Below are 23,765 nucleotides of genomic sequence, written 5' to 3'. Positions count from 1 at the left end.
GGTCGGCGAGGCCGCCTCACCTGAGGCTTTCCAGCCGGTCAAGCGCCTGCTGTACGCCTCCCTCGTCGCCCATGAACTCGCACAGCATGACGACTCGCTCCAGCGCCGTCACGGCTTCCTGGGTACGCCCTGAGGACACCAGTACATATGCGTATCGTGAGAGGGTCTTGGCCTCGTTCGGCCAGTAACTCAACTTCCGATAGATGGCGATGGCCCGCTCATACAGACGCAGTGCCTCGTCCCGTTCAGACCGGAACGTGTGGATCTTCGCTAGGGTCGTCAGCACGTTCGCTCTGCCATTGGCGTCGTCCGTCAGCTCGAAGATCCGCAGTGCCTCGTCGCACATCCGCAGCGCTTTGTCGTACGCGCCGCGCTCGTACTGCACCGTGCCAATCCCGTTGAGCGCGCCGGCCGCCCCCGCTGCGTCCCCTAGTTCCTCGAACAGCTCCAGTGCAAGCCGATGGCCCTCTTCCGCGCCATTGAGATCACCCCCACGCTGATACGCAACGGCACGCAAGTGGAGGGAACGCGCCAAACCCAACCGGCTGGCGACGTCCCCCTGCTCCTCACCGAGCCGGACGGCCGCCTCGGCGTTGCGCAGGCCGAGGTCAACGTGTCCCGCTCTCATCTGGGTGCCGGCCAGCATCCTGTACACCATGGCCCGGTGAATGGATGAGGCGAGGCCGCGCGACGCCTCCTCGGCCTCCGTCAACCGGCGCTCGGCATCGGCATGTCGGCTCCGCCTCCACTGGTATGAGACCAAAGCCATGGAGAGCAACCAGACATAGCGACGGAGGCTACTGCGAAGGGCCAGGTCGATGCCCTGCAAGAGAACCTCGTATTCGGCGTCGACGTAGGCCATGGCCTCCTCTTCCGAAGCCGGGTCGACGACCCGCAGGCCCCGCGGCTCCTCGATGGGCAGGCTCCGCTGCGGGTCAATCACTCGGTCGCAGGCCGCCACATTCTGCAGCTGGTGCTCCAGCACCTGGCGAACCGTCTCCTCCCTCAACCGCTCGATCGATCTGTCGGCATCGGAAAACACGTGATAGCGAGCGTAGGCGCGGACCAGATCGTGCAGGCGGTAGCGGTCTACGGTGCATTCGACGAGGTTCGCGTCGATGAGTTCGTCGAGCGCCCGGTCGGTGTCGCCGCCGGCCGCCACGCTGCCCAGGTCCATCGTGGCGGCCCAGTCGATGCTGGGGCCTGGATGGAGAGCCAGCTGCCACAGCAGGCTTCTGGCCTCCGTCGACAGCGCGCCGACCGAACAGTCCAGAGCCAGGCGCACAGAGAGGTCGTGACCGGGCTGGTGCAGTTCCTCCAGTCTCTGGTGTTCCTGACTCAGCCGCGTGACCAGCTCGGCAACACCTTGGGGCGGACGTCCCCGGACTCGCCTGGCGATCACGGAGAGCGCCAGCGGCAGCCGACCGCACAGGTCCACCAGCCTGTCTACGGAGGGTCCGCATTTCCTTCTCGCCCCCGGAGCCATTTCCCCGAACACGATTTCGGCTGCGGACTCACGGTCCAGCGGTCCGATCCGGCAGATGTGCACGTCCTTGCGCGCGCTGAGGTCCGGCAGCTGGTTTCTACTGGTGATGACGACGACGGAGGTCCCGGTGCCGGGCAGCAGTGGCAGCACTTGGCCGGCATGGGCTGCGTCGTCCAGCAGCATGACGACGGAACGTGTGGCCAGCCTCGACCTCAACGCGCCGCTCAGGGCATCGAGGTCGGTCGCCTGGGTCTGTACCCCGAGATCGGACAGGAACCGGCTGAGAATCTGTCGAGGTTCGGCCGGACTCGTTCCCTCGCCGGTAAACCCGTTCAGACTCGCGTACAGCGTGCCGTCGGGGAAGTCAGGTTCCAGTCCCCGGCACAGATGGTTCGCCAGGGCGCTCTTCCCTGCCCCCGCCATGCCCGTCAGCAAGATCACCGCTCCCCTGCTTTCGGCCCGCCGCTGCGCAAGGTACTGACGCAGCGAGGCGGTTCTTCGGGCCTGGCCGACCAGCTCTCGATCCGCGAAGGGCAGTTGGCGGGGGATCGGGTGCTCAAATCGTGCAGGGGCTGGGCGATGCCTGAATGCGCCCCGGGCGATATCGCGGATCGCCTGGTCAAGCTCCAGATCTCTGGGACGGCCGTACCGCTCCTTGTATTCCTTGATCATTTGCTTGGCCGCCTGCAACGACCTAGCTGCTGTCGCCATTAGTCGATAGAGAAATATCCGCTCACCGTACGTCCTATTGACGGAGAACCGCCCCAAGAGACCCTCGGCTTCCTTGAGTAGCCATTCGTCATCGCGGATCTCCCAGGCCGCGGCCATGCAGTTGACCAGCGCGCCACCCCACTCCCGGCGCAGCTCGGTCCGTTGAAGTTCGAAACCGGCCCCGGGAAGGCCCAGCAGCGGCCCTTCACCAGACCACCGCTCAAGGGCTCCGCGCAGCACGGAGAAGCGCTCAAAAGCATTCATTCCGCGAGACCTTCGCACGTCCTCACGAAAGAGGAGATAGTCGATGGAACTATCCGACAAGTCCATCGAACATGCGCCCGACTTCATGCGACTCACTCGCCCGCCGAGGCCGTCCCGCAGATATGACAACTGACGGCTGATGCGGTTTTCAGTCGCGCCTCCGTTCGGCCAGAGGTGGTGCGCAATGTCGTCACGCTCCACTCGGTGATCGGACGAGAGCACGAATAGAGCGAACAGACCGGCCAGCTTCGATGCGCCCTCCACGCCTTGCCGACCAGGGACGACGGCCTTCACCGGACCGAGTACGTACCCCTTCACGACTTCTTCCCCACCTCCCGCGGCGGTCGTCGACCACCGCTCCGCCCGAAACTCCTGCATCCATATGCCGGCACGGACGCTTTCACACCTGACTACTTCCGTGCATCTCACATCGGCCTCAGATTCCCCTCAGATCGCGCCGAGCACTGAGGTCGCGGCACGGGCAGCATTGCCTTCAGCCGGGCACCGGAGCCACGCACCGAAGGCGGTCGAGCACTCGGCCACTACCGCCGAAGGGAGCCACACCAAAAGCCGTTCGAGCCCGCGACGACATCGCGCGGCCTAAGCAGCAGGACGAAGGAGAAGACCGAATGAACCAGCGACGCAGCAAGGGTCGAGGGGGCCGCAAGCGGTCCTCTTCGATCCGCGGGGGCAAGACGTCAAAGCCCCAGACGCGACCGGAGGCAGCCCCTGAGGCGCCACCGGCCGCCACGCCCGCCGATACTGCGACCGATTCGGCCTAGGCCGAAGACACTTCCGCGCCGCGGGTGATTTCCGGGTGCCCGCCGTCCGGCGGGCACCCGCTCTCGGCGCCAGCGTCCACGGGGGCACACATACGGCCGCCGCAGCAACACCCGTCGCAACGGCGCAGCTCGCGCGCTCAGCCGTCCAAAACTGAGACGCATGGGACATGCGACCGATTTCCCCCAGTTCATCACGATCTGAGGCAGGCATCGCACCCCGCATCTCTCCCCCAACCACCAACGTCGACCTTGGCACGCCCGCACCTTCGAGAGAGGAAATCTCTTGACATTGGTAGATTCCGGCGGAGCATTCGCCGCCGTCATGGCACACTTCGCCGAGCCCCAGGCCGCAGAGCAGATGGTTCTGCGCGTCACCCAGCAGTCGGCGGACGAACCGACGTTGTTCTCCCCTGCCGAGGCACAGAAGGCTCTGCGCGACGACCAGGCGGATCCGTCACTCACCGCCTCGATCTGGCGGGAGGCAATCCGAGCCGCACAGAACGACGAAGCCCCCGACGGCCCCTGGCAGCTCCTGTTGATCTGGCTCATCCTGCCCCGCCTGACGGGCACGGTGCACCGGATCACGGTGCGACTGCGCACAAGCCGGTCCGATCTCGAAAGCGAGATGGTCCTCGCGCTCCTGGAGCGGCTGCCTACGGTCGACCCTGATGTTCCGGATTCGATCGGGCAGTTGACCCGGGCGGCACGCAGCAGCGCCTGGCGATATGCGCGAGCCGGAAAGCGGACCTTCCCATCCGCCGACATCGAGGCAATCGTGACACGACACGGCCACCCGGGAGCCGGCGTATGCGAGGAGGTCGACGAGCACGATTTCGGCGACTTCGACTTGGAGATCTCGCCTCCGTCCGGACCGATCGGGTTGCGCGCCGGACTCCGGTTCACGACCCGGTCGGAGCAGCTCGAAGGGGAGCGACTCGGGGTGCTGGCCAGGCGTATGAACCTCCATGACGTGGTGCGCCAGACCAGCCACACGGGAGGCAGGCGCAGGGTCGGAACCCTGTCGCTGCGCCCACGCAGGAGCCGTTCATGACCAGCCCTCCTCCGAGGCTCGGCCCTCTCACGTTCACCGAGGTATTCGATCTGCCGGTGACGGTCGACCTCCGCACGGCGGCCCGGGCACTGGGGATCTGCACGCAGACCGCCTATCGGCTGATCCATCGGGGCGTCTTCCCCTGTCCGGTTCTGCGGGTGGGGGGCCTCTTCCGGGTACCGACCACTCCTCTGATGCGGACACTGGGCATCGAGGAGCGGCCGGTATACGCAGTCGACCTGGACGCGGGGATGGGTGCCGGACAGGACGACGGCGCATGAGGAATGTGTCGCACCCCTCGTTCGACGTTTAGGGGGCGCGGGCGGGTCGCTTGGGCCCAAGTCCGGAAAGACGCTGTGAGCTGAGGAACGCCGCACGGCGGTCCCCATCGTTCTCAGCTGTTCTCCAGGGGTCTCTGCGCCCGGTGCACACCGGGCGCAGAGACATGAGTGTCTGTCAGGCGTCACAGCGAGGGTCGTCACTTCCAGAGGGGAGGTGACGACCCTCGCTCGTGCAGTGAGCCACTGTGCGTCCGGAGCGTTGCCCGGAGACCGCACCCTGCGAGCAATCCGAATCCCAGTAGAGCCCACGGCCTCGGCCGTCCGCCCGGACCGCACGGAACGGGGCCGGGCGGTTTTGACCCGACCGACTGCGACGAGGTGCAGAATTACGCGGGGTGACAGGGAATCCGGGTGGCTGTGTGCTCCCTTTCCGCCTCAAGGGAGATCGCCTACGCCTGTTGGACGGCCGCTATGCGCCTCACCGACGGCAGCCCGGTCGGCGGGCCTCCACGTCGCTGGGTCAGGGTGGGGGCCGCTGAGGGGTAGGGGTTTCGCGGTGTTGCTGCTGCTTCGGTCTCGACCTCGGTTGCGGTGGCGGGTGCGGGCGCGGTCCCAGCCTCGGTCCCGGGGAGCGCACGCTCCGAGGCGGCACGGTTCGCGGGGCTGTCGGTTGGGGTTCGTCGCCGTCCGGTGGACGATCGCAAGGGGCGATGAGCGGTGCGTGGTGGGCTGTGGGCTGTGGGCTGTGGGCCGTGACGAGGTTCAGGGGTGAGCAGTGCGGGGATGGTGCCGGGCCGGGGCCTGGGCCGGTGCTCGATCGGTACCGGCCCGGCGCCGGCCCAGCGTTGGACTGGCGTCAGCTCAGTGTCGGGCTGACGTGCGGCCAGTGTTGAGCGCAGCGGGAGCGTAAGGGAACTCCCGCGGCCGGATGGTGAGTTGGCGCGGCCCTGCGGCCGTCAGCAGTTGTCGTAGAGGAGGGCGCGGACCAGGCGGCAGGTGGTGTCGGAGGGCGGGTGCACTCCTATTTGGGCCGCGGTGGTGCGGATTTTGTGGTTGTGGGCCTGGGCGGGGCGGTAGACGCCGGTGTCGAGCAGGGCTATGGCCAGGCGCATGGCCTTCAGGCGGCGGTTGTGGGATTCGTAGCGCTCGCGCGGCCAGCCGGCGGGCAGGGGTTTCCTGGGCAGTGGGTGGGCCGGGAGAGGTTTCGTCATGAGTGTGGCAGTGGCCAACGGAGACCTCCTGATGCTGTGGTGAACCCTCACTGACTGGTTCCCATTCTACCGGCGGCCACTGACAATCGTCCCTGGCCAGAAGGGATTTGGGGCCGTCGGGACGACCCCTTCAGGAGGTGGCGCGGAGGCGGGCCTTGTCAGGTTTGCCGACCGGGGTGAGGGGGATCTCGTCGACGAGGTGGACGGCGGCCGGGGCGTATATCGCTCCCTTGTGGTCGGTCACGAAGGCGCGGATCTCGTCGGCGTCGACGGTCCGGCCCAGGGCGGGGACGATCGCAACGTGCACCTCCTCGGTCTCGTCGGCGGTGCGTACCCCGTAGACGGCGCAGTGGGCGACCGCCGGGTGGGTGTGCAGAAGGTCTTCGAGCTCCGCCGGGTGGACATGGCCGCCGACGACGATGATCAGGTCCTTGAGGCGGTCGACGATGAAGAGGTAGCCGTCGGCGTCGAGGCAGCCGGTGTCGCCGGTACGCAGCCAGCCGTCGTGCAGGACCTCGGCGGTGAGATCGGGCCGCTTCCAGTAGCCGGTCATCACGCCGGCGGAGCGTACCTGGATCTCGCCCTGCTCCCCCGGTGGCAGGGTCCGGCCGTCGGCGTCCCGGATCGCGATCTCCACGCCGGGCCGGGCGCGGCCGACGGTGATCCGGCCCCCGGGACCGGTCACCGCGTGCTCGTCCGGGCTCGCTTCGCTGATCGTCATCGCCTCGGACTGGCCGTAACACCCGTACAGGACCGGCCCGAACGCCTCGGCGGCGGCGCGCAGTCGGGAGGGTGAGGCGGGGCAGCCGCCGTAGCTGATGCGGGTGAGTGAGGTGAGGTCGGTGGTGGGGAGGTCGGGGTGATCGAGGAGGCGGTAGAGGAGCGGGGGCAGCAGCCAGAGATCGGTGATGCGCTCGCGGGCGATCGTGGCGAGTACGGCGGCGGGGTCGAAGGTGCGATGGAGGACGACGGTTCCGCCGGCCGCGAGGGCGCGGTCGGCCATTATCCCGGCGAGGTGGGCGAGTGAGGTGCAGGCGAGGAAGCGGGGCGGTGCGCCGACGGCTTCCGGGCTGCGGGCGGTGAACATACGGGCGTACGGGGCGTACGCCATCCGGACTCCCTTGGGGACGCCGGTCGTTCCGCCGGTGTGGCGGATGCACCAGTCGTCCTCGGGGCGGGCGGCGCTCGGGACGGTGGGAGTGGTGGGACGGGCGGCGCAGACGGCCAGGAGGTCGGGGCCGAGGGGCTCGGTGGGGTGGGAGTGAGGGCGGTGACTTCGGGTGTCCGTGGTCTGTGTATTGCCCATGGCCGCGCCCGTAGCCACGCCTGTGGTCGCGTCGGCTACCGGGCCGAGGGTCAGGACTGCGGGGCGGTCGCCGCGGAGGTGGGTGAGCAGGACGTGCGCGGTGTCGTGCAGGTCGGGGTCGACCAGGAGCAGGGCGGTTTCCACACTCTCCGCGATCCGCGCCAGGGTCTCGGGCGCCATACCGTCGTAGAGGAAGACCACACGCGCGCCGAGGAGGTTGGCGGCGTAACGGGCGGCGAGGACTTCGGGGCGGTTGCCGCTGAGGAGGGAGACGGTCCGGCCGCGGGCGATCCCCCGGTCGGCGAGCTCGGCCGCCATGCGGTGCACGGTGGCGTGGAAGGTGCCCGCGGTGATCTCGTCGCCGTCCGCGGTGGTCATCACGGGGCGGTCCGGGACACGTGCCAGGGCGGCGAGGATCAATTCGACGTAGCTGGTGAAGGGGGCCAGGGCCGGGTCGGGGGTGTCCGCGGCCGGGTCGGTGTGGGCGGGGGCGCGGTCGGGGCCTGGTGTGTTCGCGGGGGTCGTCATGGTGGAGATGTGACTCCTTGTTCCGGCTGTTCAGGCTGTGCTGGATGTTCCGGCTGCGCTGGTCGCGCCAGTTGCGCCGGCTGCGCTGGTTGTGCTGGATGTTCCGGGAGTGGTGGGAACGACGACCCCGACGTTAAGACGAATCGTTGCTGTCTTCCATGACCGAAAGAGCCAATTTGCCATGGTCCGGAAGGCATAGGTCTGTGGATGGTGGAGGAGGGCGGTACGAGGATCGGGGGGTGCCTCGTGGCGTCATTTCAGGGATTTCTCCGCGGCCGCCAGGATTTCGGTGACGCGTGCGCCGAAGCGGGCGTCACAGGGGTGGGGGCGGCCGGTGCGGGCGGCGGTGAGCAGGGCGTCGACGGCGCGGTGGTAGGCCGGCCGGGGTCCTTCCTGGCCGTTCGGCAGGGACGTGGTACCCGCGGCGCCGTGCACGGTGACGTCGTAGCTGGCGGCGGGCGCGGGGGCGGTCAGGCTGACCGCCGCGGAACTCGCCGCCCCGCCGCGGTGGCGCAGCGTGAGCAGCACCGTGTCGGCCGGGCCCCTGGTCGCGGTGACCGATTCCGCGTCGCCGAGGAGCGGCAGGAGCACGGACAGGACGTGCGGGCCGATGTCCCACAGGGCGCCCTTCTCGCGGCGCCAGGGGGAATCGAGGTACGGGCTTTCGCTGTCGGCGGCGAAGACCGAGCTGAGCCAGTCGGCGTGCGCCGTGAACCAGCCGCCGGCCGCGGCCTGCTCGGCGATCCACTCTCCCTCCCGCTGCCCGAAGCGGAGGGTGAAGAAGACGACCGTGGCGGTGCCCGCGCGGTCGGCGGCGTCGGCCACGGCGCGGGCCTCGGCCACGGTGGTGGCGACCGGCTTGTCCAGAAGGAGGTGACAGCCGGCCTCGGCGGCGCGTACCGCCAAGGGGGCCTGGACGGAGGGCGGCAGGGCGATGGCGATGGCATCGCAGGCGGCGAACAGCTCGTCAGGGGTGGCGTACGGGCGGGTGCCGTGGGTGTGCGCCAGTTCCGCGGCGGCGGCCTGGCTGCGCCCCCAGATACCGGCGAGGTCGACACCGGGGTGGGCGGCAAGCGCGGGGGCGTGGACGCTTTGCGCCCAGGGGCCGGTGCCGAGGAGTCCGATGCGCGGGGTTGCCACGGGGGACGTAGAGGTCACCAGGGACGTAGAGGCCATGGGAGGCGTAGAGGTCATGGGGACAGTGTTCCGCGTGGTGCGGCGGGGAGAGGAGAGGGGGAGTCGGGTATTCCGGTTGCTGGGGGTCGGTGTATAGGCGTGGCGGCGTATCCGGGTGCCGGCGTATCGGCGGGCCGGTGATCGACTACCCGCGGTGCCGGGCGCCGCGGGTACGGGCGGTGCAGTGCCGGGCGGCGCGGCGTCGAGTGGCGCGGGTGCGGGGCGCGGCGTCGAGTGGCGCAGGTACGAGGCCCGGCGTGTGGTCTGGGCGGCTGTGCAGGTCCGGGAGGCGGGAGGCGGAGGCGGGTCTCGGCGTGCCGGACCGCGGAGCGCGCGCCTGAGGAGCGCGCATCTTGAGGAACGCTCGTCCGATGAGTTCTTGAGGAGCTCGCGTCCGATGAGTTCACGTCCGATGAGTTCAAGCTGGGGGCAGCACAGGGCTGTGGCAGGGGCATGGCCGTGCCAGGCGGGCTGTGGTGGCCGGTGGTCGGAGCGTTGAGGTCTCGTGACGGCGGTGTATGGGGCAGGAGTTGGGGTTGGGAAGAAAGGTGAAGGTGAGCTGAGGTCGGGTGAAGGGCGGTGGATGGACGGGAGTTGGGTCCGCGGCGCTGTGGTTCGGGGTCGTGCGGCACTCCTGTCGGGCCGTTGTCAGTGGCGGCTGGCACGCTGTACCCATGCTTGCGATCATCGTGCAGACCGATACCGGGCCGGTCCACCCGCGCCCGGCCGACGGCGAACCGTCCAGCCTGCTGGGGCGGTTCGGCGGCTACGACGACCAGCTCGCGGCCCCCGAGCGGGGCCTCGGGGAGAGCCAGGCACTCACGCGGATCCGACGTGACGGCGAAGGCCCGTTCGTGGTGGGCGTGCCTGCCGTCTGCGCCGCCGGGGACCATCTGGTCTCGCCGGACGGGGCACGGTGGATAGCGGCGGGCCCGCCGGTGCGGTGGGTCGGCGATCCGGAGCGGGCCGTCGAAGCCGCCGAGCCGGACCGGCGCAAGCGGCTGCTGGAGAGGGTCTGAGATGTCGGCGAACAACTCCCTCTGGGGACGGCTCTCCGTCCTCGCTGCGGTCTCGTGGCCGGTCTCCGTGATCTCCCGGTCGGTCTCCGTCGGCTCCCGGTCGGTCTCGGCGGCCTCGCGGTGGGTCTCCTCGGTACCCCCGCCGGCCCCTGGCTCCCGCTCGGTCACGGCAGGCTCCCGGTGGGCGTCGGGTTCCCACGCGGCTCCGGGTTCCCCCACCGCCTCGGGCTCCCGAGGGGCCTCAGGTTCCCGATGGGGCTCCGGCTCCTGGTGGGCATCGGGCTCCCGCCCGGCGTCGGGCTCTCACCCGGCCTCGGGCTCCCCCACCGCCCCGGGCTCCCGAGGGGCCTCAGGTTTCCGATGGGTCTCCAGTCCCCGATGGGTCTCCGGCTCCCGATGGGCGTCGAGTTCCCCCTGGGTCCCGTCTCTGTTCTCGTCCGCACCAAAGCCCCCGTCCGCGCCAAAGTCCTCATCCACGCCGAAGTCCTTGTCCAGGCCCGAGTCCCCGGCCGTGCCGAAGTCCCCCGTCACATCGGAGTCCGTGGTCGCGTCGGGGTTCCCGGCCACGTCGAAGTCCTCGACCAGGCCCAAGCCCCCGTACGCGTCGAAGCCCCCGACCGCGTCCAGCCCCTCGTCCGCCGCCGCGCCCCCGCCCACGTCCGAGCCCCCGTCCAACCCCCCGGCCACGCCCGAGTCCACGCCTGCACCAAAGTCCCTGCCCCCGCTCGTGTCCTCGGGCTCGTCCGTGTGGCGCCGGTTGCCCTGGGTCGCGCCGCTGTATGTCGTCGCCATAGGGGTGGGCGCGTACGCCGCCGCGCGGCTGCCCGGTGCGCGGCGGGCGGAGTTGCTGCGCGCGCACTCCACCAACGTCGAAAATCTGCGGGCCGGCCGGTGGCGGACGCTGGTCACCAGCGCGGCGTTCATCGAGGAGCCGTTGCCGTTGCCGTACAGCGCGGCGCTGCTCGTCGCCCTGGGCACGGCCGAGGCGCGATGGGGCCCGCGGCGGGCGGCCGGCGTGTTCGCGGTGGGCCATATCGGGGCCAGCCTGCTGGTCTACGCGGGCCTGCGCGGCCGGGTCCGCGCCGATCCGCCCGACGCGACGGCGCGGGCGATCGATGTCGGGGTGAGCTACGGGCTGAACGCCACGCTCGGCGCGCTCGCCATGACCGTCCCGCACCGCGGCGCGCGGACCGCCGCGACAGCCGGGCTGCTGGCGCTGGGCATCCGACCGGTACTGCGTCCGGAGCGGACGTTCACCGACACCGGTCATCTGATAGCGATCGCGCTCGGGGTCGGCATCGGGGCGGGGAGAAGCGCACTCCGGGGACGGTCATCAGAGCAGCGGTGAGCATGGGGGCCCGGCCAGACCGGACGGTAACCGGGGCCCGTGGTCTCGGCGTCGGTGTCAGTGGCTGTGATGGCCTTGGTGGCGTGTTGGCCTCGGTAGCGGTGTCGGTGACGACCCGGCGCCGGACTTGACCTCGGCGGCAGCAACAACGGCACACCACATCCGCTACCCACCACGACCAGCACCCCCAGCAACAGACCCCAGCCAAACCGGACGACAACGGGGCCCGCCATATCGGCGTCGGCATCAGCGTCCGCGATGACCTCGGCGGCGGTATCGGTGAAGGTCTTGACCTCGGTGGCGGCAACAGCAGCACACCGCATCCGTAGCCCGCCACGGCCAACACCCGCAGCAACGGGCTCCGGCCAGACCGGACGACAACGAGGCCCGTGGTGTAGGCATCGGTGTCGGCGTCAGTTTCAGTGTCAGTGTCAGTGGACGTGATGACCTTGGTGTCGGTATCGGTGCCGGGGTTGGCCTCGGTAGCGGCATCGGTGACGACCCGGTGCCGGTCTTGACCTCGGCGACCGCAACGGCAACGCACCGCATCCATTGCACTCCAGGGCCAGCACCGCAGCAACGGGGACCTGCCAGACCGGACGACAACGGAGGCCCGTGGTGTCGGCGTTGGCGTCCGTGATGACCCAGGTGGCGGTGTTGACCTCCGTAGCGGTATCGGTGACGACCCGGTGCCGGTCTTGACCTCGGCGGCGGCAACGGCAGCACACCGCATCCGTTGCCCCCACGACCAGCACCCACAACAACAAACTCCAGCCAGACCGGACAACAACGGAGGCCCGTCGTGTCGGCGTCGGCATCAGCTCAGTGATGACCTCGGTAGCGGCATCGGCATCCGCATAGGCATCGGTAGCGGCATCAGTGGCCGCGTTGGCCTCCGCAGTGGAAGCGACGGCGCCCCGTAATCCGTCACCCCCTCGGCCGCCCCCGCCCCACCCTCACAACCCGCCCCAGCCACCAGCCCTCAGCCACACGCCACCCGCCAGGCCGCACCACACCACGTCACACCATTCGCCACCTCACCCCACACACCACGCCACACCCCCCACACCAGCAGACCCCCCTACATCGCAGCTGCCACCCCCTGCCCGGCGCCCCTCGCCCGAAGGCTGGTGCCGTAGCGGCGCAGGAGGAGGGCGGCGGTGACGGCGAGGCCGGTGAGCAGGCCGAGCCAGATGCCGAGGGTGTGGAGGCCGGCGGCGTAGCCGAGGAGCCAGGCGGTGGGCAGGCCGACGACCCAGTAGCCGATGAGGGTGATGCGGAATCCGCTCTTGGTGTCGTCGAGGCCGCGCAGCAGTCCGACGCCGATGTTCTGGGCGCAGTCGAAGAACTGGAGGACGGCGATGACGAGGAGCAGATGGGTGGCGATGGCGACGGCTTCGGCGTCCTTGCCACCGCCGGTGTCGAAGAAGGGCCTCAGAACCAGGTGGGGCAGGGTGATGTAGAGGACCGCGACGACGGCCATGACGGCGGCGGCGCAGGCCAGCGCGGTGTTCTTGATGCGCAGCGCGGTGTCGGTGCGGCCGAGGGCGAGTTCGCGGCTGACGTTGATGGACGCGGCGTGGGAGAGGCCGACCGCGACCTGGAAGACGATGTAGACGAGCTGGTTGACGGCGGTGTGCGCGGCCAGGGCGGCGCTGCCGAAGGACCCGGCCGTCAGGGCGGTGACGGAGAAGAACCCGGCCTCGGAGCCGTAGGTCGCGGCGATGGGTATGCCGAGCCTGACGAGGCGGCGGACCGTGGCGCGGTCGGCCGCCGCGATGTTGAGGCTGAGCAGGGGGCCGAGGACCTCGTCCCGCTTCGCGGAGGCGTACAGGGCGAGGAAGGAGAGCAGGTAGACCAGCGAGGTGGCCACGCCGACACCGGGCAGGCCCACCTTGGGCAGGCCCCAGGTGCCGTGGATGAGCGCCCAGTTGACGGCGGCGTTGACGGCGACGGAGGCGAGGGTGATCTGGAGCAGGGCCTGCGGGCGGCGCATGCCGACGGTGAACTGGCGGATGGCCTGGAACCACAGGCAGGGCACCAGGCCGGGCGCGAGCGCGAGCAGCATCGTCTGTGCGCGGTCGACGACGTCGGCTTCCTGGCCGAGCGGGGTGAGGGCCTGGCCGATGAGGAGCATCAGGACGGCTCCGGCCACCCCGGCGAGGGTGGCCACCGCCAGGCTGGCGCGCACGATCCGGCGGACCTCCTCACTGCTCTCCGCCGGGCCACCGGCGCCGCCGCTCCCCACCGGGTCACCGGCGCCACCGCTCTCCGCCGGGCCACCGGCGCCGTTGCTCTCCCCCGGGTCACCGGCGCCGCTGCCCTCCGCCGGGTCGTCGGCTCCGTCGCGCTCCGCCCCGCCGGCGTCCGGCGCCCCGGAGCCCTGTGCCGCTTCCGCCCGTGCGGAGGCCGCGGCGATCTGGTTGCCGACGGAGGTGACCAGCCCCACGCCCATGGTGCGCAGCTGGTTGAAGATGACGATGGCCAGCCCTCCTGCCGCGAGGTCGACCGTGCCGAGCAGCCCCATCATGACGGTGTCGGTGGTGGTCAGGGCCACCTGCGCGAGCTGGGTGAGGATGAGGGGGACGGCGAGGGTGGCCAGGGCACGGCTGTCGCGGAGGAGGATGGTCAGCTGCATGGCGGCATCAGTTCCTGCGGAGTTTGGTGAGCGTTTCGTCGATCTCGCGTTCCACGGCGGGGGCGAGGAGGTTGCGGGCGTTCATCCAGTCGTCGTCGAAGACGGTGTCCAGGTACTTTTCGCCGCCGTCGTTGACCAGGGCGACCATAGTGGTGCCCGGGGGCAGGGCGGGCAGCCGGGTGAGGGCTTCGTGGACGACGCCGCCGGCTGAGCCGCCGATGAGGAGGCCGGTACGGGCGACGGCGCGGGCGGTGGCGAATGCCTCGATGTCGCCGACCTTGACGCCTTCGTCGATCAGGTCGTAGTCGACGAGCGCGCCGATCTCGGCGCCTTCGGGGGTGCCGGTGCCGGACTGGTAGTAGTCGTGGGCGGGGCCGCCGAACGCGATGGAGCCCTTGGGCTCGACGCCGATCACGGTGACGCCGGACATCAGGGTGCGCAGTTCGCGGGCGGTGCCGCAGAGCGCGCCGCCGGTGCCCACCGCGCCGATGAGGACGTCGAGTTGCCCGTCGAGGGCCTGATGCAGTTCGTGGGCGACCGGGAAGTAACCGATGCCGTTGCTGAGGTTGTTGTGCTGCTCGGTGAAGACCGTGTTGTCCTGGCCGCGGGCCATGTCCTCGGCCAGTTCCTCACGGGCGGCGGTGGCCAGTTCGTCGGTGCCGTCCTCGGCGACGTAGACGAGTTCGGTGCCCAGTGCCCGCATGGCGCGCAGTTTGTCGGCGCAGGCGTGGTGGTCGACGACGGCGGTGAAGGTGTAGCCGCGTTCGGCGGCGATGACCGCCAGTCCCAGGCCGGTGTTGCCGGAGGTGGACTCGATGATGCGGCCGCCGGGCCACAGTTCGCCGCGCGCCTCGGCGTCGAGGACCATCTGGCGGGCCATCCGGATCTTGGCGGTGCCGGTGGGGTTGTACATCTCCAGTTTGAGCAGGAGGCGGCTGCCGGTCTCGGTGCGGCAGAGCTCGAACAGCGGGGTGTATCCGATGAGTTCGGATATGCGGGAGACCACGGCGGGGCGCGCGAGGGCCTCGTTCATGGGGGCGCTCCTGGGGCAGGTGGCGGGAGGTCAGAGGGCGGGGCGGCGGTCCAGGCGCCAGCGCGGGCGGGCGCCGAGGCGGTCAAGGACGACCTTGGGCGGCAGCGCCAGGTCGTGGAAGGGGGACTCGTTGGAGTCCATCTGGTAGCCGGCCGTGTTCGGGTAGACCAGCAGGTCTCCGACGCGGGGGCGGGCGGGGAAGCGGATCTTGCGCCAGGTGAGCAGGTCGGAGTCCAGGCAGGAGGCGCCGCCCACACAGGCGGGGTGGACGCCGTCGCCGTGGGCCCGGCCGGCGGGGGTCACCAGCTGCGGATCGGGGAGGTATTCGCTGTTGAACCACTGCTCGGACAGGCTCAGGCTGGTGCCGTCGACCGTGACGATCCGGTAGCCGTCGCGGTCCTTGACGCCCTGGACGCGGAAGACGGACGCACCCGCCGTGTCCAGCAGAGCACGGCCCGGTTCCGTCAGCAGCCGGGTGCCGGTCTCGCGGAGGCGGGCGGCCAGGGTGGTGTGCCCGTTCGCGGGGACGGTGGCCAGGATCTCGCGCAGCGCGCCGGCTCCGGCGACCGGTGAGTGGTAGGGGTAGAAGTCGGCGTTCCGGAACGTCTTGCCGGCGTGGTAGTGCTCGGGGCGCTGGCCGGCGAGGAAGGTCTGCCAGTGGCCGGCGGAGGTGTAGTCGACGGCGAAGCCGCCGCCGATGCTGATCCGGTCCGCCGGAAGTCCCAGGGCCCGCGCCCGCAGGCACCAGTCGAGGAGTTCGCCGGCGAGGTCGGCGCGCGGCCGGGTGGCGTAGCCGGCGAGGTGGAAGCTGAAGCCCTCCATGCGTACCGCGTCCCCGGCGCGTACGCACCGCTCCAGGGCCGCCGTCAGCTCGGCGTCGGGCATGCCGAAGCGGCTGTGCGGCTGGGCGGGCGGGAGCCGGCGGAGCAGCAGCCGGGCGGGGCGTCCCGCACCTTCCCCGGCGAGGGCCCGGAGCAGGTCGAGTTCGTCGAGGGCGTCCACCGCGATCAGGCAGCCGTGGCGGACGGCCAGTCGCAGCAGTTCCTCGCTCTTGGCGGGGCCGGTGACCACGAGGTGCTCGCCGCGTACGCCGTGCCCGAGGGCCTGGCGCAGTTCCGGGGCGCTGGCGACGTCCACGCCCGCGTCGTTGGCGGCGCAGCGTTCCAGCCAGACGGCGGCCTTGTTGGCCTTCTTCGCGTAGTACACCCGCCCCGCCACACCGGCGTCGCGCAGCGCGGTGCGGAAGGCGGTGAGGTTGGCGTCGAACCGGTGCGGCAGCAGGAAGTGGAAGGGGCCGCCGAAGGCGTAGGACAGCTCGTGCAGCAGGCCGCTGTCCAGTACCTGGTCGGTTTCGGGGTCGGGGTGGGCCGGCAGGGTCGGGAGGTCCGTGGTGTGCGGGCCGGTCACCGCCACAGCGGCACCTGCTGCCCCAGGCCCTGGTCGATGGCGAGTTGGGCGAAGCGGTGGCCGAGGGCGATGTCGGTGACGACGAGCCCGCTGTTGTAGGCGAAGACGCGTTCCTCCGCCGAGCGGCGGCCGGCGGTGACGCCCGCGATGACCGGCGGGAACTCGGTGTCGACGGCCGGGAATCCGCCGGTCGTGTCGGCCATGTCGGTGCCGGTGACCTTCATCTGCGCCTCGCTGGTGGCCACGACGCGGTCGGCGCGGTGGAGGGTGGAGGGCGCCAGCCCGTGGCCGACGAGGACGGTGAGCGCGCCGGGCTTGAGCCAGTCGGCCTCGACCGCGGCGGTCGTGTGGCCGCCGGCGGTGGCGAGGATGATGTCGGCGTCGCCCGCCGCGGCCCGCAGGTCGGTGACGATCTCCAGGTCCCGGTCGGGGAAGTGGGTGCGCAGGTGCTCCCGTACGGCGGCGATGCCCTCGGGGTGGGTGCCGCAGAGCATCAGGCGCGTCAGGTCCGGCAGGGTGGTCAGCAGGAACGGCAGGGCCAGGCGCCCCTGGGTGCCGGTCCCGATGACCAGGGCGCTGCGGGCGCCGGGCCGGGCGCATTCGCGGGCCAGCAGCGCGGAGACGGCGGGGGTGCGCAGCGCGCCGATGCGGCCGCAGTCCATCATCGCGACCGGCAGGCCGGTGATGTCGTCGTAGAGGGTGAGGGCGGTGTAGTAGTGCTGTTCCGCGCGGCCCTTGTCCAGACCGTTTTTGTACGAGGTCTTGAAGGCGACGACGTTGCGGGAACCGTCCCGGCCGAGCATCGCGTAGGAGACGGAGTGGCCGTCGGCGGGCCGCACGGTGAGTTTGCGGGGGTTGTCCGACCGGCCCGCGGCCAGGGTGCGGTAGGCGCCCTCCACCGTGTCGACGACGTCGGTCAGGGTGATGTCGATACCGGCGAGGTCGCTGGTGGACAGTATGCGCAGGGTGGTGTCGTCGGCGGGTATGCCGGGGGCGGCGTCGGCGGCCTGGTTCTTCGTCTCGGTCATGTCCGTCCTCGGTGTGGTGGGTGGTCAGGCGGCGTGGGCTTCGACGGCGGCCTGACCGTAGCCGTGTTCGGCGGCCTCGGCCGGCGGGCGGGTGCGCCGCCCGGGGACGCGGACGGAGGCGCGCTTGAGCCAGCGGTCGGTGCCGTCGTAGCGGGCCCGGAACGGGACGCGGCCGTGGACGACGAGGTCGTTGTCGACGATCAGCACTTCGCCCGGCCGCAGGCTCACGGCGACCGAGACGCGGGCGAGTTCGTCGGAGAGCCGCTGGTAGGCGGCGCGGTGGGCGGGCGGGGCGTCGGCCACCGGGGTGTAGGCGGGGTCGAAACGCAGCGTCAGGCCGTCCTCGGCGCGGAAGAGGGTGGGGACGGCGGGCGGGTGTCCCCCGTCGAAGTCCCGGGCCCCGGTGTACGCGTCGTCGGGGAGGATCGGCAGCAGTGGCCTGCTCAGCAGCGCGATGTCGGCCTCGTCGAGTTCGGCCTTGCGGATACCGGCGGCGGTGGTGGCGATGGAGTCGTGGTTGCGCAGGCAGCCGAGCATCAGCAGATGGGCGCGGCCGGGGTGGAAGGCGTCCTCGGTGTGCGGGCTGAGCAGCACGGTGCTGCTGGCGCCGGTCTGTTCGGTCTCGTGGCCGGGGGCGGGCACGATGTTGTGGACGAAGCGGCCGTCCTGCTGCCCTTCCCAGGCGAGGGGGTTGCCCATGACCGTGGCGAGCAGCAGCAGGACGATGTCGTGGACGGCGGCGCTGTCGCCCGCGGCGGCCCAGCCGGCGGGGGTGGGCCCTATCTCGTCGTCGTCGACGTCGAGGCCCCGCAGGACGAACAGGCCGTCGTCGGTGTCGACGGGGCGCAGCTGATGGCGGACGGGTTCGCTCAGTCCGGCGGCGGACTCGGCGACGCGGGCCAGGAGTCCGGGTGAGGTGGCCGAGGTGCCGAATTCGGTGTGGATCTGCTCGGCGGCCCGGCGCAGTTCTTCGGCGCCGGCGGTGTCGAGTGGGCGGACGGGGGCGGTTCCCGTGCTCATGTCGAGGCGGTCCGTTTCCGTTGAGGGCGGCGAACGAGGGCGGCGGATCGGGTCCGCGCGCGGCTCCCGGGCATGGCGGAGCGCGCGCTGCGGCCGGTGTGCGGGGACGGTTCAGCGCGCGGTCCCCGTGCCCGGCGTCCGGCGGACGTGAGGAAGCTACCCACTCGACTTAGGTAAGGCAAGCCTAACCATTTCGTCACTTCTGTGCGCACCCGCGGAACTTCCCGTTCCACCACCCGGAACTCCCGCCCCACGAGGGGCCGATCACCACCCCCGAGCGCCGGCCGATGACGGCCGGGCACTACCGGCCGACCCCGCACTCTTGTGAAAATAGCCGTCATTAGGATAGGCAACCCTAAGAATTTGCGGACGAGTGGAGCGAGGGCGACGTGGACTGGAACAGGCGCCAGGTGCTGTGGGCCGGCGGCGGCATGGGCGCGGCCGCGCTGCTCGCCGCCTGCGGGGGCGGCAAGGACGCGGCGTCCTCCGGTTCCGGCGGCACTCCGCAGAAGGGCGGCACCCTGCGCGTCGGCGCCCTGGGCCGCGCCTCCGCCATCACCCGCGACCCGCACGGCAATCAGGGCAACGAGAGCGACTACCTCGTCATCGCCCTGGTCTACGACACCCTCACCGCACCCGGTCTCAAGCAGAACACCGTCGGCCGCCTCGCCTCCGCCTGGAAGCCCTCGGCGGACCTCAAGACCTGGCGCTTCACCATCGCCAAGGGGGCGACGTTCCACGACGGGAGCCCGGTCACCGCCGAGGACGTGGTCTGGTCGCTGCGCCGCCTGCGCAACACCCCCGCCGGAGCCGCCCGCCTGCCCGGCATCACGGCGGACCACATCACCGCCGACGGCAAGGACACCGTCGTCCTCGTCTCCGACTTCGCCAACGCCGAACTCCCCATGATCACCCGCCTGTCGACGTTCATCCTCAAGAAGGACACCCCCGACAAGGACATCGCCAAGGCTCCGGGCACCGGCCCGTTCAAGCTCGACTGGTACCGCGGCGGCAACGCCCGGCTGCTGCGCAACGAGCACTGGCACGGCGGCCCGGTCCCGCTCGACGCCATCGAGGTGACCATGTTCGAAAGCCCCCAGGCCATGGCGAACGCGATGCTGTCCGGTCAGATCGACCTGGCCTCCAACGCCGGCGCCGTCGCGGCCCGCACCGCCGACGCGCGCAAGGACATCCAGGTCATCCGGCGCCCGAACGATATGGCGATGCCCCTCGTGATGCGCACCTCCGGCGGCCCGTTCGCCGATGCCAGGGTCCGCGAGGCGATGAAGCTGATCGTGGACCGCGAGGCCATGGTCAAGCAGGTCCTGTCCGGATACGGCACCGTCGCCAACGACATCCTGGGCACCGGCGACCCCGGCTACGCCAAGAACATCCCGCAGCGCACCCGCGACCTCGCCAAGGCCAAACAGCTGCTCACGGACGCCGGGTTCGACTTCGGCAAGACCTACCAGCTGGTCACCACCGAGGACATCGCCGGGCTCGCGGAGTCCGCCACCCTGTTCGCCGCCCAGGCCCGCGAGGCCGGCGTCAAGGTCGAGGTCGTCAAGCAGGAGTCCGGCACCTTCTACGACAAGACCTGGCTCAAGGGCGACTTCTACACCAACTACTGGGGCACCAACGACTCCGTGGTCTTCTTCGCGTCCAAGACCATGACCACCGGATCCGGGCAGAACGAAGCCGGCTGGTCGGACAAGGACTTCGACGCCGCCTACCACAAGGCCATCGCCACCGGCGCCCCCGAGGCCCGCACCGCCGCCCTGCGCGACCTCCAGCAGATCGAGCACGACCGGTCCGGCTACCTCCTGTGGGGCATGGCCGACGGAATCGACCTGGCCGCGCCCAAGGTGCACCGCCTGCCCCAACTCCCCGGCTACGGACGCGTCCAGCTCGAAAACGTCTGGCTGTCCCGGTGACCGACACCACCGCGCCTCCGGCCGAGGCCGCCGCCCGGCCCGTGACGGCCTCGGCCGCGCGCCGGGCGGGCACCCTGGCGGCCCGCGTCGCCGCCGTACTCGCCAAGCGCCTCGTGATGCTGCTGGTCCTGCTCGCCGTGGTGTTCGCCGCGATCGAGCTGCTGCCCGGCGACGCGGCCTCGGCCACCTCCGAACGCGGTGAGGGCACCGCCGGCCTCGCCGCCCGCCGCCATCTGCTGGGCCTGGACCGGCCCGTGTGGGAACGTTTCCGGGACTGGATCACCGCCCTGCCCACCGGCGACCTGGGCACCTCCGCCCGGGGCCAGCACGTCACCGACCTGCTCGCCGCTCCCCTGCCCAACACCCTGCTCCTGGGCGGCACCGCCTTCGTCCTGACCGTGCTCGGCGCCCTCGCCCTGGGCATCTGGGCCGCCGCACGCCCCCGGGGCGCGGTGGACCGCATCGTGGATCTCACCTCCACCGCGGCCTTCGCACTGCCCGAGTTCGTGGTCTCCATCGGCCTGCTGCTGGTGCTGTCCCTGTGGACCGGCTGGCTGCCCGCCGCCACCGTCACCGGCGCCGACGGCGCGCCCGCCACCTGGACCATGCTCGTCATGCCCGTGCTGGCCCTGGCCGTCCCGCAGACCGGCTGGAACACCCGCATCGTCCGCGCCGCCCTCGCCGACCAGGCCGCCGCCCCGCACGTCGAAGCGGCCCGCCTCGACGGCCTGTCCACCTCGCGCGTCCTGCTGCGGCACGCCCTGCCCGGCGCCTGGCCCGCCATCGCCACCGGCGTCGCCACCTCCACCGGCATGCTGCTCGGCGGCGCCGTCGTCGTCGAAACCCTCTTCAACTACCCCGGTATCGGCACCGTGCTGGCCGGCGCCGTCGCGGACCGCGACACCCCGGTCATCGCGGGCGTCGTCGCCTGCGCCGCCGCCGTCATCACGGTCGTCCTGCTCCTCGCCGACCTCGTCCGCGCCCGCACCCTGGGAGCCCGCTCATGAGCGCCGCGACCGTGTCCGACGGCCGGCGCCGGCGCCGCGCCCGGCCGGGGGCCCTGCTCCGCACCGCCCCCGCCGCGCTGCTCGTCCTGGCCGCCCTGGCCGGTCCGCTGCTCGCCGCGGAGCCCGTCGACAAGCCCGTCACCGCCCCCTACGGCGAGGCCGGCGCGGACGCGCTGCTGGGCGGCGACCAGCTCGGCCGGGACGTACTGAGCCGCCTCCTCCACGGGGGCGGCGCCCTCATCGCCGGCGCCCTGACGGTCGCGGCCGTGGTCACGCTGCTGGCCACCCTGCTCGGCTGCTTCGCCGCCGTCAGCCCGCGCACCGGACGGCTCGTCGAACGCGCCGCGGACACCGCCATCCTGCTGCCGCCGGTGCTCGGCATCATGCTGCTCGCCCTGGCCTGGCCCGGCGGCGGGCGCCTGGCGATCACCGTGGCCGCCATCGTGCTGGGCACCCCGTACGCGGTACGGATCGTCGCCGGCGCCGCCGCCCCGCTCGCCGCCACCGGGTTCGTCGAGGCGGCCGTCGCGAGCGGGGAACGCGTGGGGCATCTGGCGCTCCGGGAGATCCTGCCCAATCTGCGCGCCACCGTGCTCGCCCTGTTCGGCCTGCGCTTCGTCGACGCCGTGTACGTCATCTCCATGGCCGGTTTCCTGCAACTCGGGCCCCAGCCCCCCGAGGCGGACTGGGCGTTGATGATCCGGGAGAACGCGCCCGGCATCCTCCTCAACCCCTGGGCCGTCGTCGCCCCCGCCCTCGCCATCGGCCTGCTCGCCATCGGCGTCAACCTCGCCACTGATGCACTGGCCCCCGCCGCCGCACGCAAGGCTGCCCTTCGATGACCACCACCCGGCACCCCGCCACCCCCACCGACCGCATACCCCGGGACGGCCGGACGGACCTGCCCGACGCCCCGCCGCCGGTCACCGTGACCGGTCTCGAAGTGGCCCTGCCCGACGGCCCGGTCCTGCTGCGCGCCGGCAGCCTCACCGTGCGGGCCGGCACGGTCACGGCCCTCACCGGCCCCTCCGGCTCCGGCAAGACCACCCTGCTGCGCGCCCTCATCGGCGACCTCCCGCACGGTGCGCGCGTCACCTCCGGCACCGTGTCGGTCCTCGGCCAGGACGTCTTCGCGCTCGCGCCCGACGCGCTGCGCGCGCTCCGCCGCCACCGCGTCGCCTACGTCGGCCAGGACCCCGGCTCCGCCCTCAACCCCCGGATGCGCGCGGGCCGTCTGATCGCCGAGGTCGCCGTCGACCGCTCGCCCGCGGCCGTCGCGGCGCTGCTGGCCGAATGCCGGCTGCCCGAGACGCTCGTCCATCACCGCCCGGGGGCGCTGTCCGGCGGACAGCAGCGCCGGCTCGCCCTCGCCCGCGCCCTGGCCCGGCAGCCCGACGTCCTCCTGCTGGACGAACCCACCGCCGGACTCGACAACGCCCTGCGCGACGAGATCGCCGGCCTCCTGCGGCGCCTCGCCACCGACCGCGGTGTCGCCATCGTCCTGGCCTGCCACGACCCCCGGCTCGTCGAGGCGTGCGCCGACGCCGTCACCGTTCTCGGCGCCCCCGCCGGAACGCCCGGGAACCCCGCCGGAACGCCGGAGCGGACCGTCCTTCCCGCACCGGCCGCCGCCCCCGCCGCCGACGGCCTGCGCGCCACGGACCTGTCCGTCGCCTTCACCCACCAGGGCCACACCCACCACGCGCTGCGGGACGCGGACTTCCACGCCCCGGCCGGCACCGCCACCGGCATCATCGGCCCCTCCGGATCCGGCAAATCCACCCTCCTGCGGACGCTGGCGGGGCTCCAGACGCCGGTCTCCGGCACGCTCACCTGGCACGGCGAGCCCCTGCCGGTACCCGTCCGCAAGCGGAGCCGCGACCAGCAGCGGCGCATCCAGCTGGTCCCGCAGAACCCCCTCGGTGCCCTCAACCCCGCCCGCACCATCGGCGCGTCCCTCACCCGCCCGCTGCAGCTCCACCGGACCGCCGGCCGGGCGGAGCGCCCCGACCGGGTCGGCCGGCTCCTCGACGACGTCGGTCTCCCCCGCGACTTCGCCCACCGCTATCCCCACGAGCTGTCCGGCGGGCAGCGCCAGCGCGCCTCCATCGCCCGCGCCCTCGCCGCCGAACCCGACCTCCTGCTCTGCGACGAGGTCACCTCCGCACTCGACCCGGCGACCGCCGTCGCGGTCATGGAGCTGCTGACCCGGCTGCGCACCGAACGCCGGCTGACACTCGTGCTCGTCAGCCATGAGCTGGACCTCGTCGCCGCCTACACCGACACCGTCCACCGCCTCGACGCGGGACGCATCCACACGGCGGGGCCGAGCGGGGACGTGGCGGACGCCGAAGAGCGGTGAGGGCGCGACCGCCGTCCCGCCGCGGACGCCGCCCGACGGCATCCGCGGCGGCCGTGGCACCGGTGTGAGCGGAAACCGACGCCAGTACGAGGGACAGATCACCGACTGTCTGGTTCAATAGGGCGCATGGCCAGCCTCACCGATACCGCGACAGGTCGCAGCGACCTTGAGCC

Annotated in this window: 18 protein-coding genes; 8 read left to right on the top strand and 10 right to left on the bottom strand. The window is 71.5% G+C overall.

The window, feature by feature from the left end; all coding sequences use genetic code 11:
* Nucleotides 1-16: 16 nt before the first annotated feature.
* Entirely contained in the window at nt 17-2,779 is a 2,763-nt protein-coding gene (locus IH09_RS25790) for a tetratricopeptide repeat protein (protein WP_190233410.1), read from the bottom strand.
* A gap of 747 nt (nt 2,780-3,526) precedes the next feature.
* On the opposite strand from IH09_RS25790, the gene IH09_RS25785 reads away from it, so the two are divergent.
* Nucleotides 3,527-4,294 carry a hypothetical protein gene (locus IH09_RS25785; RefSeq protein WP_190233409.1) on the top strand — a complete coding sequence of 256 codons (768 nt, stop codon included), beginning with the start codon at nt 3,527-3,529 and terminating at the stop codon, nt 4,292-4,294.
* Nucleotides 4,291-4,575 (top strand): helix-turn-helix transcriptional regulator, encoded by a 285-nt coding sequence (locus tag IH09_RS25780; protein WP_052859874.1) that lies wholly within the window; start codon nt 4,291-4,293, stop codon nt 4,573-4,575. Before IH09_RS25785 ends, IH09_RS25780 begins: the two co-directional genes overlap by 4 nt.
* A 956-nt stretch (nt 4,576-5,531) precedes the next feature.
* Here IH09_RS25780 and IH09_RS25775 read toward each other — a convergent pair.
* The 3 genes from IH09_RS25775 to IH09_RS25765 form a co-directional block, all read right to left on the bottom strand.
* Nucleotides 5,532-5,786, bottom strand: coding sequence for a hypothetical protein (locus tag IH09_RS25775; protein WP_240150386.1), 255 nt, complete (start codon nt 5,784-5,786; stop codon nt 5,532-5,534).
* A 130-nt stretch (nt 5,787-5,916) separates the two neighbouring features.
* On the bottom strand, nt 5,917-7,620 hold the full coding sequence (locus IH09_RS25770; RefSeq protein WP_110952577.1) for an AMP-binding protein: 1,704 nt from the start codon (nt 7,618-7,620) through the stop codon (nt 5,917-5,919).
* A 252-nt stretch (nt 7,621-7,872) separates the two neighbouring features.
* Entirely contained in the window at nt 7,873-8,760 is an 888-nt protein-coding gene (locus tag IH09_RS25765; RefSeq protein ID WP_446750507.1) for a Gfo/Idh/MocA family protein, read from the bottom strand.
* 710 nt (nt 8,761-9,470) lie between these two features.
* Between IH09_RS25765 and IH09_RS25760 the strand changes: the two genes are divergently transcribed.
* Nucleotides 9,471-9,815 (top strand): hypothetical protein, encoded by a 345-nt coding sequence (locus tag IH09_RS25760; protein ID WP_052859871.1) that lies wholly within the window; start codon nt 9,471-9,473, stop codon nt 9,813-9,815.
* Nucleotides 9,816-10,118: 303 nt separating this feature from the next.
* Here IH09_RS25760 and IH09_RS25755 read toward each other — a convergent pair whose 3' ends face one another.
* Nucleotides 10,119-10,502: a hypothetical protein gene (locus tag IH09_RS25755; RefSeq protein ID WP_190233408.1), complete on the bottom strand. Its 384-nt coding sequence runs from the start codon at nt 10,500-10,502 to the stop codon at nt 10,119-10,121.
* A gap of 70 nt (nt 10,503-10,572) precedes the next feature.
* Here IH09_RS25755 and IH09_RS25750 point away from each other — a divergent pair, with 70 nt between their 5' ends.
* Complete coding sequence (locus tag IH09_RS25750; protein WP_052859869.1) at nt 10,573-11,163, top strand: rhomboid-like protein; 591 nt, start codon at nt 10,573-10,575, stop codon at nt 11,161-11,163.
* 1,081 nt (nt 11,164-12,244) lie between these two features.
* Here IH09_RS25750 and IH09_RS25745 read toward each other — a convergent pair.
* Genes IH09_RS25745 through IH09_RS25725 form a run of 5 tightly spaced genes read right to left on the bottom strand, consistent with a single transcriptional unit; the run spans nt 12,245 to nt 18,289 of the window.
* On the bottom strand, nt 12,245-13,801 hold the full coding sequence (locus IH09_RS25745) for an MATE family efflux transporter (protein WP_052859868.1): 1,557 nt from the start codon (nt 13,799-13,801) through the stop codon (nt 12,245-12,247).
* Between the two features lie 7 nt (nt 13,802-13,808).
* On the bottom strand, nt 13,809-14,834 hold the full coding sequence (locus IH09_RS25740) for a cysteine synthase family protein (RefSeq protein ID WP_052859867.1): 1,026 nt from the start codon (nt 14,832-14,834) through the stop codon (nt 13,809-13,811).
* Between the two features lie 30 nt (nt 14,835-14,864).
* The gene (locus IH09_RS25735; protein ID WP_052859866.1) at nt 14,865-16,247 is read right to left on the bottom strand and encodes an alanine racemase; all 1,383 of its coding nucleotides are present in this window, start codon (nt 16,245-16,247) and stop codon (nt 14,865-14,867) included.
* Nucleotides 16,238-17,269: an ornithine cyclodeaminase family protein gene (locus IH09_RS25730; RefSeq protein ID WP_052859865.1), complete on the bottom strand. Its 1,032-nt coding sequence runs from the start codon at nt 17,267-17,269 to the stop codon at nt 16,238-16,240. The genes IH09_RS25735 and IH09_RS25730 overlap by 10 nt, the downstream gene beginning before the upstream one ends.
* A gap of 24 nt (nt 17,270-17,293) precedes the next feature.
* On the bottom strand, nt 17,294-18,289 hold the full coding sequence (locus tag IH09_RS25725; protein WP_052859864.1) for a TauD/TfdA family dioxygenase: 996 nt from the start codon (nt 18,287-18,289) through the stop codon (nt 17,294-17,296).
* A 389-nt stretch (nt 18,290-18,678) separates the two neighbouring features.
* On the opposite strand from IH09_RS25725, the gene IH09_RS25720 reads away from it, so the two are divergent.
* Genes IH09_RS25720 through IH09_RS25705 form a run of 4 tightly spaced genes read left to right on the top strand, consistent with a single transcriptional unit; the run spans nt 18,679 to nt 23,592 of the window.
* On the top strand, nt 18,679-20,223 hold the full coding sequence (locus IH09_RS25720) for an ABC transporter substrate-binding protein (RefSeq protein ID WP_052859863.1): 1,545 nt from the start codon (nt 18,679-18,681) through the stop codon (nt 20,221-20,223).
* Nucleotides 20,220-21,230, top strand: coding sequence for an ABC transporter permease (locus IH09_RS25715; protein WP_052859862.1), 1,011 nt, complete (start codon nt 20,220-20,222; stop codon nt 21,228-21,230). Before IH09_RS25720 ends, IH09_RS25715 begins: the two co-directional genes overlap by 4 nt.
* Nucleotides 21,227-22,072 (top strand): ABC transporter permease, encoded by an 846-nt coding sequence (locus IH09_RS25710; RefSeq protein WP_052859861.1) that lies wholly within the window; start codon nt 21,227-21,229, stop codon nt 22,070-22,072. Before IH09_RS25715 ends, IH09_RS25710 begins: the two co-directional genes overlap by 4 nt.
* On the top strand, nt 22,069-23,592 hold the full coding sequence (locus IH09_RS25705; RefSeq protein WP_052859860.1) for an ABC transporter ATP-binding protein: 1,524 nt from the start codon (nt 22,069-22,071) through the stop codon (nt 23,590-23,592). Before IH09_RS25710 ends, IH09_RS25705 begins: the two co-directional genes overlap by 4 nt.
* Nucleotides 23,593-23,765 lie beyond the last annotated feature (173 nt).

It is taken from the genome of Streptomyces celluloflavus (genome assembly GCA_000720995.1).
Classification (GTDB): Bacteria; Actinomycetota; Actinomycetes; order Streptomycetales; family Streptomycetaceae; genus Streptomyces; species Streptomyces celluloflavus.
This window is presented reverse-complemented; position numbering and strand designations above follow the sequence as displayed.